At 62.9% G+C, this 13,759-nt stretch carries 14 protein-coding genes and 1 pseudogene; 9 read left to right on the forward strand and 6 right to left on the reverse strand.

Annotation, left to right across the window (positions count from 1 at the left end):
• Nucleotides 1–100: pseudogene (locus ATY77_RS33475) on the forward strand (IS110 family transposase); the annotation flags it as partial.
• 320 nt (nucleotides 101–420) lie between these two features.
• Complete coding sequence (locus tag ATY77_RS29320; protein ID WP_088689995.1) at nucleotides 421–1,323, forward strand: DMT family transporter; 903 nt, start codon at nucleotides 421–423, stop codon at nucleotides 1,321–1,323.
• Nucleotides 1,324–1,376: 53 nt separating this feature from the next.
• Here ATY77_RS29320 and ATY77_RS29325 read toward each other — a convergent pair whose 3' ends face one another.
• The 3 genes from ATY77_RS29325 to ATY77_RS29335 all read right to left on the reverse strand — a co-directional run bounded on the left by ATY77_RS29325 (nucleotide 1,377) and on the right by ATY77_RS29335 (nucleotide 4,784).
• Nucleotides 1,377–3,041, reverse strand: coding sequence for a DEAD/DEAH box helicase (locus ATY77_RS29325; RefSeq protein ID WP_088689996.1), 1,665 nt, complete (start codon nucleotides 3,039–3,041; stop codon nucleotides 1,377–1,379).
• Between the two features lie 246 nt (nucleotides 3,042–3,287).
• The gene (locus ATY77_RS29330; protein ID WP_088689997.1) at nucleotides 3,288–4,403 is read right to left on the reverse strand and encodes a DNA alkylation repair protein; all 1,116 of its coding nucleotides are present in this window, start codon (nucleotides 4,401–4,403) and stop codon (nucleotides 3,288–3,290) included.
• A 72-nt stretch (nucleotides 4,404–4,475) separates the two neighbouring features.
• Nucleotides 4,476–4,784 (reverse strand): hypothetical protein, encoded by a 309-nt coding sequence (locus tag ATY77_RS29335; protein ID WP_088672958.1) that lies wholly within the window; start codon nucleotides 4,782–4,784, stop codon nucleotides 4,476–4,478.
• Between ATY77_RS29335 and ATY77_RS32710 the strand changes: the two genes are divergently transcribed.
• Complete coding sequence (locus ATY77_RS32710; RefSeq protein WP_141103974.1) at nucleotides 4,783–5,055, forward strand: hypothetical protein; 273 nt, start codon at nucleotides 4,783–4,785, stop codon at nucleotides 5,053–5,055. The two genes, ATY77_RS29335 and ATY77_RS32710, sit on opposite strands and share 2 nt — an antisense overlap.
• A gap of 71 nt (nucleotides 5,056–5,126) precedes the next feature.
• The gene (locus ATY77_RS29340) at nucleotides 5,127–8,525 is read left to right on the forward strand and encodes a response regulator (protein ID WP_088689998.1); all 3,399 of its coding nucleotides are present in this window, start codon (nucleotides 5,127–5,129) and stop codon (nucleotides 8,523–8,525) included.
• On the opposite strand, the gene ATY77_RS29345 is transcribed toward ATY77_RS29340, so the two are convergent.
• The 3 genes from ATY77_RS29345 to mnmD all read right to left on the reverse strand — a co-directional run bounded on the left by ATY77_RS29345 (nucleotide 8,519) and on the right by mnmD (nucleotide 9,864).
• Nucleotides 8,519–8,824, reverse strand: a complete 306-nt coding sequence (locus ATY77_RS29345) for a type II toxin-antitoxin system RelE/ParE family toxin (RefSeq protein WP_088689999.1) — start codon at nucleotides 8,822–8,824, stop codon at nucleotides 8,519–8,521. The genes ATY77_RS29340 and ATY77_RS29345 overlap by 7 nt on opposite strands.
• Nucleotides 8,821–9,069, reverse strand: coding sequence for a type II toxin-antitoxin system ParD family antitoxin (locus ATY77_RS29350; protein ID WP_088690000.1), 249 nt, complete (start codon nucleotides 9,067–9,069; stop codon nucleotides 8,821–8,823). Before ATY77_RS29350 ends, ATY77_RS29345 begins: the two co-directional genes overlap by 4 nt.
• Before the next feature lie 69 nt (nucleotides 9,070–9,138).
• A complete protein-coding gene (mnmD, locus tag ATY77_RS29355; RefSeq protein WP_088690001.1) occupies nucleotides 9,139–9,864 on the reverse strand; it encodes a tRNA (5-methylaminomethyl-2-thiouridine)(34)-methyltransferase MnmD in 726 nt (241 codons plus the stop codon).
• Here mnmD and ATY77_RS29360 point away from each other — a divergent pair.
• From ATY77_RS29360 to ATY77_RS29380, 5 genes are all read left to right on the forward strand, one after another.
• Nucleotides 9,863–11,041, forward strand: a complete 1,179-nt coding sequence (locus tag ATY77_RS29360; RefSeq protein ID WP_088690002.1) for an FAD-dependent oxidoreductase — start codon at nucleotides 9,863–9,865, stop codon at nucleotides 11,039–11,041. The two genes, mnmD and ATY77_RS29360, sit on opposite strands and share 2 nt — an antisense overlap.
• Before the next feature lie 115 nt (nucleotides 11,042–11,156).
• Nucleotides 11,157–11,864 (forward strand): DUF1045 domain-containing protein, encoded by a 708-nt coding sequence (locus ATY77_RS29365; RefSeq protein WP_088690003.1) that lies wholly within the window; start codon nucleotides 11,157–11,159, stop codon nucleotides 11,862–11,864.
• 112 nt (nucleotides 11,865–11,976) lie between these two features.
• Nucleotides 11,977–12,900, forward strand: coding sequence for an allantoinase PuuE (gene puuE, locus ATY77_RS29370; protein ID WP_088690004.1), 924 nt, complete (start codon nucleotides 11,977–11,979; stop codon nucleotides 12,898–12,900).
• Nucleotides 12,900–13,400, forward strand: a complete 501-nt coding sequence (gene uraD, locus ATY77_RS29375; protein WP_088690005.1) for a 2-oxo-4-hydroxy-4-carboxy-5-ureidoimidazoline decarboxylase — start codon at nucleotides 12,900–12,902, stop codon at nucleotides 13,398–13,400. The genes puuE and uraD overlap by 1 nt, the downstream gene beginning before the upstream one ends.
• Nucleotides 13,397–13,759 carry a HepT-like ribonuclease domain-containing protein gene (locus ATY77_RS29380; RefSeq protein ID WP_088690006.1) on the forward strand — a complete coding sequence of 121 codons (363 nt, stop codon included), beginning with the start codon at nucleotides 13,397–13,399 and terminating at the stop codon, nucleotides 13,757–13,759. Before uraD ends, ATY77_RS29380 begins: the two co-directional genes overlap by 4 nt.

Below are 13,759 nucleotides of genomic sequence, written 5' to 3' on the forward strand. Positions count from 1 at the left end.
GCCCAAAATGGTCATCCGCATCGCACTCGCCCGAAAACTCCTGGTCATTCTCAATGCAAAAGCACGAGATGCGCGAAGAGAATTCGAATATGCAACTTGACAACCCAGATAGTCGCTCATTCCTGTGCCTGTCACAGGAATCCAGCCACGGCGCGTCTGCGCCGTGAATGACACCATAGGCAGTTGAAGAGAGTCTCTCGCGCCCAAGGACTTGGGCGCGCTGGATCCCTGTGACGAGCACAGGGATGAGGGTGGGTGGGGATACGCCGGGACCCTTCCGGCCCGTATGCCCAGGGTTGAGGTGCGACGGTTGTCCCCAACCATCAACGAAATTTCAAATAAGCATCAATGCTTCGCCTTTGACCGCGCCCTTCGGCTGCGGCTATCAGCACGGCGATCTCTCTTTGCACGAGCCGCCCCATGTCTCTCGACCGCTTTGCCCCCGCCGTCTTCGTTTTCCTCTGGTCCACGGGCTGGGTGGTGGCGAAATATGCCGCGCTGCATTCCGAGCCCTTTACCTTCCTTTCGATCCGCTACGCGCTGTCGGCCTTGGCGTTCCTGGCGCTCTGCCTGGTGACCGGGGCGCAATGGCCGAAAAGCCGGGCCACGTGGCTGCGCGCCATCTATTCCGGCTTCTTCCTGCACGGCTTCTATCTCGGCGGGCTCTGGTGGGCGATCGCCAATGGCGTGCCGGCCGGCATATCGGGCATCATCGCGGCGCTGCAGCCGCTGCTGACGGCGATGGCGGCTCCCTTCCTCGTCGGCGAGCGGTTGCAGAAGAGCCAGCAGCTCGGCCTCGGCCTCGGTTTCATCGGCATCGCCATCGCGATTTCGCCGAAACTCCTCGATCCGGCGACAGCAGATCTCAGCCATGCGGCGCTGCCGCTGGCGATCAACCTCATCGCCATGGGCTCCGTCACTTACGGCACGCTCTACCAGAAGAAACACCTGCAGTCCGGCGACCTCAGGAGTATCGCGACACTGCAATATGTCGGCGCGCTGATCCTGACCCTGCCACTGTCGCTGATCTTCGAGCAGCAGCATTTCGATGGTTCCGCGCAGGCCTATGGCGCGCTCATATGGTCGGTCTTCGGTCTGTCGATGGGGGGTGTCGGGCTGCTGCTCTACCTCATCCGCCGGGGGCAGGTCTCCCGCGCCGCCTCGCTCATCTATCTGATGCCGCCGGCCGTCGCGCTGGAAGCCTTCATCGCCTTCGGGGAGCCGCTGACCCTGCCGCTGATTGTCGGCACGGTGGTCGTCGTGACCGGCATCTATCTGACGAACTGCAGGGTGGCAGAACAACGGACTCCGGCTGAGGCGTAGACAGCAAAAAGGCCGGGTTTCCCCGGCCTTTCCACTTTTCAATCAATCGATGATCAGGCGCGTTCGCGGCGCTGGCCGCCATTGCGGGAGCCGGAGCCGCCGCGGCGGTTGCCGCCATTGCCCTCGCGGCGCGGTTCGCCGCCCTGGGCCTGGTGCTGGCCGCGGTCTTCGCCGTGCTTGCGGGCCGGGCGGCCGTGGGCATGGCGGCCGTTGCCGCGGTGATGACCGCTCGGCTCGCCATTGGCATGGGTGGGACGCTGCGGCTTTGCCGAGGGGCGGAAGTCGGAGGTCGAGACCAGATCGTTGTCGGGGCCGAGATTGGGGGTGGCTTCACCGCGGCGCTGGCCGCGGAAATCCTCGTTGCGGCTTGTGCGTTCGGGACGCGGGCGGCGTTCCTGGCGGCTGCCGCGATGCTCCGAGCGGTTCTGATCGCCACGGCCCTGACCCTCGCGACCCTGACCCTCGCGACCCTGGCCGCCACCGCGATTGCGGTTGTTGCCATTGCCATTGCCGCGGCGGGGGCCGCTGTTGCTGATATTAGCCGGCGGTTCGCCGCTTGCGACCGTGATGTCGATGCCCATCAGGCGCTCGATGTCGCGCAGCAGCTTGGCTTCATCGGGGGCGCAGAAGGCAATCGCGATGCCGTCGCGGCCGGCGCGCGCGGTGCGGCCGATGCGATGGACGTAAGCGTCGGGCACCTCAGGCAGATCGTAATTATAGACGTGGCTGACGGCCGGGATGTCGATGCCGCGGGCGGCGACGTCGGTGGCGATCAGCGTCTTGATGCTGCCGTCACGGAAGGCCTTCAGCGCCCGCTCGCGCTGGCCCTGGCTCTTGTTGCCGTGGATCGAGGCGACGGAATAGCCAATATTGTCGAGGTGCTTCATCAGCTTCTCGGCGCCGTGCTTCGTGCGCAGGAAGACGATGGCGCGGCCGTCCGGGTTCTCTGTCAGCGACTTGCGCAGCAGCTCGGTCTTGTCGTTCTTGCCGCCGACGAAATGGACATACTGCTCGACCTTGTCGGCAGCCTTGCCGGGCGGCGTCACTTCGACCTTGACGGGATCGACGAGATAATCGCCGGCGAGATCGGCGATCGCCTTCGGCATGGTGGCCGAAAACAGCATGGTCTGGCGCTTCTTCGGCACCAGCTTGGCGATCTTGCGCAGATCATGCACGAAGCCGAGGTCGAGCATCTGATCGGCTTCGTCGAGCACGAGATAGCGCACCGTCGTCAGCGTGATGGCGCGGCGGTTGACGAGGTCGAGCAGGCGGCCGGGGGTGGCGACCAGGATATCGGTGCCCTTTTCCAGCTGAAGCTGCTGCTTGTTGATCGAGACGCCGCCGACGACGACATTGATGCGCAGCGACGACTTGCGGATGAACTTCTTCAGATTGTCGGCGATCTGGTTCACCAACTCGCGCGTCGGCGCCAGAATCAGCGTCCGCGTCGTGCGGTTGTCGGGACGGCGCTCGTCGGCGAGCAGCTTTTCGATGAGCGGCAGGCCGAAGGCCGCGGTCTTGCCGGTGCCGGTCTGGGCAAGGCCGATCAGGTCGCGGCCGGCGATGAGAAGAGGAATGGCCTGTTCCTGGATCGGCGTCGGCGTTTCGATGCCGAGCTGGAACAAGGTAGCGACGATCGGCTTGGAGACACCAAGCGATTCAAAATTGGTCAAGGCATAACCTTTCGGGGCGCCACAACGATCGCCGGAGCGCACCATGCGACCCGGTTTCATTCTGGCGTCAAGAACCCCGCGTGAAGTGGGAACTTGCAAGTTGGAAAAAGCTTTCCAGCGCTTCTGGCCGCTGATGGGAGTGCGGCGCTCTATCGAAATGCGCTTTTGTCCCTTCTTCCTGCTTCTCGTATTTTTTAGCAGGGGCACGCTCACGCGGCGGCCGGAAGGGTGAAAGCTAAGCCGCATTTGGGCTAATTCACTCACAAAGTCAAGTGCAGTGCACAAAAAGCCTTAACCGGCATCCATCGACGGCATTCTGAGGACGAAGCTTCCCGATGCGCTTTCGGCACCATTGACGAGGATGGCGATGCGGTGTTGCCCGGGATAATAGCGGCGGGTCGTGATCGGCCGCATGGCGTGGCGGCGCTCGATCGCCTGGCTCTGCCCGGGCGCCAGCGTGATCGTCTTGCACTTGAAGACCTTCGGTGACAGCGAGCCGTCGGCCTTCACGTGGTGGATGGCGTAGTCGATCATCAGCGCGTGCTCGATCTCGCCGGCATTGGTCACGCGGATCTCGAAATCCAGCCCTTCGCCGAACATGACCTCGCTGCTGAGAAGGCGCAGTTCGCATGTCAGCGCGGTCGCCGCGCCGAAGCCGAAATTAGCGAGCGCCTGCGCATGGCCTTTCTTCAGCAGTGTGCGGGAAGCGTGCTTCAGCAACCAGCGGCGCTCGGGCGAAGCGGTGTCGATGTGGGTTGCGATGAAGGCGGCGACGAGATCGGGATGATCCTTGGCAATGTCGTTCAGGCTGTTGGCGACCGAGCGGCGCACATAATCCTCCGGATCGTCCATCAGGGCGGTCAGGATCGGCAGGATCGGCGCGGGATCTTTCACAAGTTGCGGCAGGCGCATGGCCCAGGGCAGGCGCGGCCGCGTTCCCTCGCTGGCTAACCGGCGTACATGCCGGTCGGGATCGCCGACCCAGCCGGAGATGCTGGCCAGCGCCCGCTGCTGGTCGCGATGGATGAAAGGACGGATGCCGAATTCGGCGGTGAAATGCGGCGTCAGCGCCTTGAGGAGATCGAGGCCGAGATCGAAATGATCGGGGCCGCGCGCGGCGATGAACTGATTGACCGGCAGCAGCATCCAGCCTGTCAGACCGGGCCTGCCCGATGCCGGCAGGCTCGCCTTCAGGATGGCGGCTGCTTGCGGAAAACCGTCGGGAAGCGTGGCGAAGAGCGCGTCGCGGATCAGGGCAGAGCGCTCCATCAGCTCCAGTGTCTCAAGGCCATCGGTCGCGAGCGCCGCGAAACGGGCCTTGTCGAAGGAAGGTGCGTTGGCGGCGATGCGATCGGCCATGTCGCCGACCAGCGCCTCGTGCAGCAGGTTCTTAAGCGGTTCCGGCATGCTGATCCTCCCTCTGTGGGAGGATTGGACCGGCGCCGCCGGGAGGTCAAGCGGCGCCGGATGCGAGTGTCTTTATTCCGGGCAGACCTTCACGCGATAGGGCTCGCCCCAGCGATCGTGCCGCCATTCGATATGGCAATAGGACGGCCGATAATAGGTCCGGTAGACGGGATAGGGACGATAGGCGGGGTAGGCCGGATAAACCGGGTAGGCGGGGCGGGCGGCTTCCGACAGCAGGGCGCCGCCGACGACGCCGGCGGCGAGGCCGCCCCAGAAGGCATCGCGCGGATGGGCATCGGCAGTGGTGGCGGTGGCGAGCGAGGCGCCGGCAAAGGTCAGCGCGATCAGGCCCGTCGCCATGGTCTTATGAAAAACGGACATGGTATTTTCCTTGATTTGGACCGGCTTCTATAAAGCCATCTCCAGACTCGGCCCGGATCGCGGCGGAGCGATGGCCGCGCAAGCGCTTGCGGCATTAAATTTTCGTCATGATTTCAAGGGGTGCCGAGGCGGCAAGGCGCCGATCGGGCCTCGTAGGATCGTCGTTGATAGAGACGTTCTATCAGTTTTTTGTGGGGTCCGACTGCCGGTTGAAGGTATTTCGTCTCATCAAGTCGGCGTGCAAAATTTCGCCGCGCAAATTTATGGTTAAAACCTTGTTAAAAGCCTTGGCGTTATAGTCGTTCTAGTTGATATTTCATTCATTGCGGGAGCGACAATTTCTTGAAATCAGCTGGGGACATACTGGAATTGGCTTGCCGCCGGATCGCCGATCTGGACACCCCGGCTTATGTCAAGAACAGCGAATTGCGCTATGTCGCCGTCAACGAGGCCTATGCCGAGTTTCTCGGCCGAGAGATTTCCGACTTCATCGGCAGGCGCAGTCGCGAATTGTTCGACCGGCCCGAGGAAGAGGATCGCGAAGACAAGGAGCGCCGCGCGCTGGTGTTCGGCAGCGAGGAAAACGCCATCTGCTTCGACGCGGCGAGCCTTACCCATGAGCGCATCCAGATCGAAAGCTTCTCGCCGTCGCCGGAGCGGATCTATGTGCTCGGCATCTTCGAAGCCCGCGAGCGCCGCGCCGTCGGCAGCAGGGAGAGCGGCGGCAGCTCTCAGGCTGTAAACGATTCCGGAGTCGCCGCCGATTTCGCCCGGGTGCGCGAGGCGCTAGAAACGCTCGATCATCCGATCGGCATCTTTGCGGCGGACGGACGGCCGCTGGTCGTCAATGCCGCCTATCGCGACGGCGAAAGGCCTGCATCCGCCGGCGATTCGGCCTGGCACGAGAGTGTCGATGAACATGATCTGCTGCGCACCATCATGGAGGATCTGCCGGTCGCGGTTTTCGTGCGCGACGAAGAACATCGCCTCGTCTATGCCAACCAGTATTACGAGACCTTCAGCGGCCATGAACGCTCGCGGGTGCTGGGAATGACCGAATATGAAATGTTCGGGCCGGAGGGCGGCGAGGCGATATACAGGGAAAACCGGCTGTCGCTGGAAGAAGACCTGTCGCAGGAACTGGAAGGCGTGATGCCGAGCAGGGACGGCCGCATCCATCCCGTGATCTCGCGTGTCAAGCGCGTCGTGACGGCGGATGGGCGAGCCTATGTCGTCGGTTCCTTTTCCGACATTTCGCCGCTCAAGGAGCGTGAGAAGGCGCTGATCGAAGCGCGCAAGCAGGAAGAGGTGCTGCATCGGGATATAGAAAGCATCTTGCGCTCGTTGCCGGTCGGCGTGCTGATCCTCGATAACGACCACCAGATTCTCTACGTCAATGACGAATTCTACAGCATCTGGGAGCTGCCGCTCGACGATCGCTTCGATGGCCGTCCCTTCCTTGACGTCATCCGCCGCAATTACGAGCTCGGTCGCTACGACGGCACCCAAACGCCGGAAGAAATACTCGCTTATCGCAAGCACCTGTTCGAAGCCGAGGTACCGGAGCCGATCGAGCTTGGCTGGGCGGGCGGCAAATCGGTGATCTTCGACAGCCGCCGGATCTCCCACGATCGCATCCTGCTGACCTATGCCGATATTTCGGCGGTGCGCGAGCGGGAAAAGGAAATTCACGAGACCCGCGCCGCGCTGGAGCGGGTCGGCGAAATGATGCGCGATGCGACGCACGCCATGTCGCAGGGGCTTGCCATCGTCCAGGACGGCATCATCAAGATGTCCAACGAGGCGATGGCCGACATCCTGCAGATCCCGCCGCACTATATCGCGGCCGGCGAGGGCTGGCTCGGCATGTTCGAATTCTGCGCGGCGCGCGGCGATTTTCACGATGCGGCGGACGAAATCCTGCAGGAGTGGCGCGCCAATATCGCCGCCCGGCAGCCGATCTCCACGGTGTTCCATGTCGGCGGCGAGCGCTGGGTGAACATGGAGGCGACGGTCAGCACCGGGCAGCATTGGGTGGCGCTGTTTACCGACGTGACCGATCTGAAGAGCCGCGAGGAGGATTTGCGCCATCTCCTGTCGCGCGCCGAAGCCGCCGACCGCGCCAAGACCGAGTTCCTCGCCAATATGAGCCACGAGATCCGCACGCCGATGAACGGCGTGCTCGGCATGGCGGAACTGCTTGCCAAGACCAATCTCGACACGCGCCAGAAGACCTTCATCGACATCATCGTCAAATCAGGCAACGCGCTGCTGACGATTATCAACGACATCCTCGACTTCTCGAAGATCGATGCAGGGCAGATGAAACTGCGCAAAGCCGCCTTCGATATCATCGAAGCGGTTGAGGACGTGGCGACGCTTATGTCGTCGCATGCCGCCGAGAAGAATATCGAGCTCCTGGTGCGGGCGGCACCGGATCTGCCGGCCGCTGTGATCGGAGACGCCGGGCGCTTCCGCCAGATCGTCACCAATCTGGTCGGCAACGCCGTCAAATTCACCGAGCGCGGCCATGTCTTCGTCGATGTCGGCTTCCAGGCGGCGGCCGGCGGCGAGATCATGGCGAGCATCCGCATCGAGGACACGGGTATCGGCATTCCCAGGGAGAAGCTGGAATCGGTCTTCGACAAGTTTTCCCAGGTCGACGCCTCCTCGACCCGGCGGCATGAAGGAACTGGGCTTGGCCTGGCGATCACCGCCGGCCTCGTCGATCTCTTCGGCGGCTACATCAATGTCGAGAGTGAATGGGGCAGGGGTTCGGTCTTCACCGTCAACCTGCCGTTTGCGGTGGCGGCTGCCCGCCTCGAGCCGAAGCCGCTGCCGATCAACGTGCAGGGCGCGCGCATTCTCGTCGTCGACGACAATGAGGTGAACCGGCGTATCCTCACCGAGCAGCTTTCGCTCTGGGGCTTCGACGGCGTGGCCGCCGAGGGCGGCGGCACCGGCCTTGCGATCCTGGAGGCGGCGGCCGATCTCGGCGTCACGGTCGATGCCGTCGTGCTCGATTATCACATGCCCGAGATGAACGGCGCCGATGTCGCCCGCCGGCTGCGCGCCGATCGCCGCTTTGCCGAGCTGCCGATCATCTTCCTGACCTCGATGGATATTTCGGGCACGGAAAAGGAATTCGCGGCGCTGAATGGCCAGGCTCATCTGATGAAGCCGGCGCGCGCCAACGTGCTGCGCAACACCGTCGTCGAGGTGGTTCGCGCCCGGCGCGTCAAGCAGGCTTCGGAAGCAGAGATCGCCCGGCTGCAGGCCGAGGCGGCCGTGCCGGTCCCTCAGCCTGCGCCTCAGCCCGCGTCGCAGAAGCGGGCGGCTGACTTCGTCGATGTGCTCGTCGCCGAAGACAACGAGGTCAACCAGATCGTCTTCACCCAGATCCTGCAATCGACGGGGCTCACCTTCCTTGTCGTCAACAACGGGCAGGAGGCCGTCGTCGCCTGGGAGAGCCACACGCCACGCATCATCATGATGGACGTCTCGATGCCCGTCATGAACGGCCATGAGGCGACCCGGACGATCCGCGAACGGGAAAAGGGGCAGGGGCACCGCGTGCCGATCATCGGCGTCACCGCCCATGCGCTGGAAAGCGACCGCGAACTCTGCCTCGATGCCGGCATGGACGATTACATGTCGAAGCCGATCAGCCCCGAGTTGCTGGAAGAGAAGATCCGGCAATGGCTCGGTAAGGACGAGCAGCAGGGGCTTACGAGCTACTGATCCTTTCGAGGAAACAGGATGCTCTCGAAATCCTGAGCACCGTTCAGGATATGCATGATCTCGATCCGATCTTGGTCGACGCGATAGAAGATCAGATAGTTGCCGTGAGGACGGCGACGGATGCCGGTGTGTTCGTAGCGTGGCACCAATGAAAAACCGTTCGGCGCGTCCGCCAGACGTTCACATCGGTCCACCAGCTCATCGACGAAACTCACCGCCCGCTGCGGATTGTCCATTGCGATATAATCGGCGATACGCTCAAGGTCCGCCTCCGCTCGGGCGGTAATGAAGACGATCACGAACGGCCGTCATATTTTGCCGCAAGGCGGGCGGCGACATCCCTGATGGGCTTGATGCGGCCGGCCTCCGCGTCGGCGATTCCCTGGCCGATTGCTAAATCAAGCGCTATCAGCCGTTTTTCCCGTTCCTCAACAAGTCGGATACCTTCGCGCAGAACTTCGCTGCGAGAGTTATAACGTCCCGATTTCACGAGTTCGTTTACATAGTTTTCGAGCTGCTGTCCGAGGTTCGCGCTGCTTGCCATATCCGTTCCTTTTGGGGAATTATCGCACGAATTGATAACTGTTAGCAATACGCGATGGAGTCAGCAAGTCTATCGGACCGCCTTCACACCGCAGAGCATTTCCCGCTTGCCGGCGAACCCCTTGCGGCGTTCCACGGCAAAACCCGCGGCGATGAGATTGCGGCGTACGAAGCCGGCTGCAGCATAGGTGGCGAAGGTGCCGCCGGCGGCGGTCTTGTCGTTGACCGCGCGCATCAATTCCTCCGACCACATGTCGCCGTTGCGCGACGGGGCGAAGCCGTCGAGATACCAGGCGTCGAAGCCGGGTGTTGCCGCGGTGAGGCCGTCGAGTGCGGCGCCGCAGACGACGCTGAGCCGCGTCTGATCGTCGAGATCGAGCGAGACGGTGCCATCAGGCGTTTGCGGCCAGGCGGCCGTCAGGGCTTCGCGCTCGGCGTCGATCTCCGGCCAGTGCGAAAGCGCCCGGCCGATCTCTTCGCCGCGCATCGGATGGAGTTCGAAGGAGATGAAATGCAGATGCTGGCCGGCGGCGCGATGCTGCTTCCATTGCCGCCATGTCTCGGCGAAGTTCAGGCCGGTGCCGAAACCGAGTTCGCCGATCACGAAAGTCTGCTGTCCGCTCCAGCGCTCCGGCAGGCCGTTGCCGGCGAGAAAGACGTGGCCGCATTCCAGCCGGCCATCGGTCTGACAATAAAAATGATCGCCAAAGGCTGTGGAATAAGGCATATCGCCGTCGCGCCATTCGAGCGGCTGCGGCGCGCCCGCGCCAATCTGATCTGGGTTCACCTCTGTCATGGAAAAAGCCGATAATCCTACGCCGGCGTCCGGTCAATCTTCTTGCGACCTGCTGATCGTCGGCGGCGGCATCATGGGCCTCTGGGCGGCCGTCCATGCCGAGCGTCGCGGCATCGGCACCCTTCTCACCGATGCCGGCAGGCTGGGCGGAGGTGCGAGCGGTGGCCTGCTCGGCGCGCTGATGCCGCATATGCCGGACCGCTGGTCTGAGAAGAAGCAGTTCCAGTTCGATGCGCTGGTCTCGCTCGAAGCCGAAATCACAGCACTCGAAGCCGAGACCGGGCTTTCTGCTGGTTATCGCCGTTCCGGGCGGCTGATCCCGCTGCCGAAGCCGCATCTCAACCGGATAGCCCGCGGCCACTCCGAGGATGCCGAGCGCCACTGGCGGGCAGGTGAGCGCCGGTTTCATTGGCATGTGCTGGAAAAGCCGCCGGTTGACGACTGGGTCGAGGCCTCTGCCGGCGAGAGCGGCTTCGTGCATGACACGCTTGCCGGCCGCGTCGCGCCCCGGTCGCTGATTTCAGCGCTCGTCGCCTTCCTGCAGCGCGCAAAACATGTGCGCATCATCGAAAATGCTGAAGTCGCCGATCTCGATCCGGACCGAGGCACGGCCGAGATCGGCGGTGAAACCGTCACCTTCGGCCGCTGCATCCTGGCGGCGGGCCATCGATCCTTTCCTCAGCTACAGGACCTGACATCAGGGCTGAAGCAGCCGCTCGGCCAGCCGGTGAAGGGGCAGGCGGCGCTGTTGAAGGCGGAGATCGATCCGGCGCTGCCGACGATCTTTCTCGACGGGCTCTATGTCGTCGCGCATGAGGGCGGGCATGCGGCGATCGGCAGCACCAGCGAAAACCGCTTCGGGGATCCCATGTCGACCGATGCCCAGCTCGACGCGCTGATCGAGGCGGCACGCGCCATCGTGCCTGATCTTCGCTGCGCGCCCGTCGTCGAACGCTGGGCGGGGCTGCGCCCGAAGGCGATCGACCGTGATCCGATGGTCGGTCGACATCCCGAGCACCCGCGTCTGATCGCGCTGACCGGTGGCTTCAAGGTCAGCTTCGGTCTTGCCCATCGGTTGGCGGAGGCGGCCGTTTGTATCGCAGGCGATACGGATTGCGGATTTTCGCTCCCGGAAAGCTTTGCGATTTCAAGCCATATCGCCGTGGCTTCACGTTAAACGTGAATTCCGTGCGGCTGCGTTTCGTTATTCTGTCATGCAAATCACCTATCTGCTTGCGCATCGGCAGCGCCTGACATCCACCGGCGCTCACTTCCTTGATGGAGGAAATCGCATGCGCTATGCCATTTGCTTCACGCCCCCGGCGAGCGACCTTTTGTCGCTCGTGGCCGCCAATTGGCTTGGCCGAAACGTGTTTTCAGGCGAGATGGTGGAGCCGCCGGCCGTTCGCGGTCTCGGCATTCACGAGATCGCATTCCACACCGCCGTACCGCGGCGCTATGGTTTCCACGGCGTTCTGAAGGCGCCGTTCCACCTGTCTCCCGACATGCCGGAATCGCAACTCCTGCGCGATCTGATGCGTTTTTCCGGAACCGTTCTTCCCTTCCGATTGCCGTGCCTGGAAATCGCCCGGCTCGGCAATTTCTATAGCCTGCTGCCGAGCGCTGCCTGCGAGCAGATCCAGTATCTGGCTTCGGCGATCGTGCAGGAATTCGACCGTTTCCGCGCGCCGCTCAGCGAAGCCGAGATCGAGCGGAGCGATCCGGACGGTCTGTCGGCCGCGCAGTTCGCCAATCTTCACCGCTGGGGCAACCCCTATGTGATGGATGAGTTCCGTTTCCACATGCCGGTGACGGGCCCGGTCAATGCACTCGACATGCCGCGCATCGAGCCGGCGCTGCGGGCGATCTTCGGGCCGGTGCTCGGCGAGCCGGTGATGGTCTCCAACGTCGCGCTGATGATCGAAGAGGGCACCGGCGGGCCGTTCCGCGTTCACTCGCTGCATCCGATGGGCAAGGTCAGCGCGCGCAAGATCGCCTGAGCAGGCGGCAGCTAAATGATTGTGCCGGAAGGATAAATTTCACTGCGCAGTTTCCGTCTCGACATTCCGGCTGCGGATGATACCGTTCCCCGTCTTTTCAGAAGGTGATTTAATGGTATCTGAGACCTATCCGCGCAATCTCGTCGGCTACGGGCGCCAGACGCCCGATCCGAAGTGGCCTGATGAGGCGCGCATCGCCGTGCAGTTCGTCATCAATTACGAGGAGGGCGGCGAAAGCTCGATCCTCGATGGCGATCCGGCATCCGAATGCCTGCTGTCGGAAATCGTCGGTGCGGCGGCTTGGCCGGGGCAGCGCAACCTCAATATGGAATCGATCTACGAATATGGTTCGCGCGCCGGTTTTTGGCGGCTCTGGCGGATGTTTACCGATCTCAATGTGCAGGCGACCGTCTATGGCGTGACGCTGGCCATGGCGCGCAATCCGGAAGCCGTTGCGGCGATGAAGGAAGCCGGCTGGGAGATCGCCAGCCACGGCTATCGCTGGCTGGAATACAAGGATTTTTCCGAGGATCTGGAGCGCAAGCACATTCTCGAAGCCGTGCGCCTGCACACCGAACTCACCGGCGAGCGGCCCTACGGCATGTATCAGGGCAAACCATCGGACAATACGCTGCGGCTGGTGCAGGAGGAGGGCGGTTTCCTCTACTCCTCCGATTCCTATGCCGACGACCTGCCTTTCTGGGTGAAGGGCGTCGACGGAAAACCTTTCCTGATCATTCCCTATACGCTCGAAACCAACGACATGCGTTTCGCGACACCGCAGGGTTTCAATACCGGCGATCAGTTCTTCACCTATCTGAAGGATGCTTTCGACACGCTCTATGAGGAAGGCAAGAACGGCAGCCCGAAAATGATGTCGGTCGGCCTGCATTGCCGCCTCGTCGGGCGCCCGGGCCGGGCAGCGGCGCTGAAGCGGTTCATCGAATATGTGCAGAAGCACGACAAGGTCTGGATTCCGCGCCGTATCGAGATCGCGGAACACTGGCACAAGCATCATCAGCCGGACGCGCTCTGATGATGCCGCGCGAGGATTTTGTTTCCCGCTTCGGCGGCGTCTTCGAACATTCGCCCTTCATTGCCGAACGCGCCTATGACGCCGGCAGCGTGAAGGAGCCGTTGACGGCATCAACCGTGCATGCGGCCCTTGCCGCTGCCTTCCGCGCCGCAAGCCCGGAGGAACGTCTCGGCGTGCTGCGCGCCCATCCCGATCTTGCCGGGCGGCTCGCCATCGCAGGCGAACTCACCGAGGACAGCCGCAAGGAACAGGCCGGCGCCGGCCTCGACCGGCTGAGCCCGGCCGAGCATGCCCGCTTCACCGAACTCAATTCGGCCTATGTCGAAAAATTCGGCTTTCCCTTCATCATCGCGGTCAAGGGGCTCGGCAAGGACGATATCCTCTCGGCCTTCGAGACGAGGATCGGCAATAGCCGGGATGAGGAATTGGCGACCGCGGCTGCGCAGGTCGAGCGGATCGCGCTGCTGCGCCTGACATCGATGCTGCCGGAGGCCGAATGAAAGAGCGGCGTGCGATCGACTATCTGAATGAGATGTATGAGGCGGCGTCCGAAGCGCTGTCCTTCGTCGGCGGAATGGATGGGGCGGCCTTCGCTGGGGACAAGCTCACCTTCAAGGCGGTGGCCTTCTGCCATTTCACCATCGGCGCTGCGGCGTCCCGCCTGCTGGTGGCGCATCCGGAATTTGCCACCGAACATCCCGACCTGCCGTGGACGAAAATCTGCGGCACGGGCAATCGCATTCTCGAAGACGTCTTCGACCTCGATCCCATCGAGATGTGGGAGGCGACCTATCGCACGCTGCCGGAACTGCTTTCGGCGATAGACGCCATCCGCAACTGGCATGCCCAAGGCGAGTGA

Origin of the sequence: Rhizobium sp. R634 (assembly GCF_002211305.1) — a bacterium.
Lineage (GTDB): Bacteria > Pseudomonadota > Alphaproteobacteria > Rhizobiales > Rhizobiaceae > Rhizobium.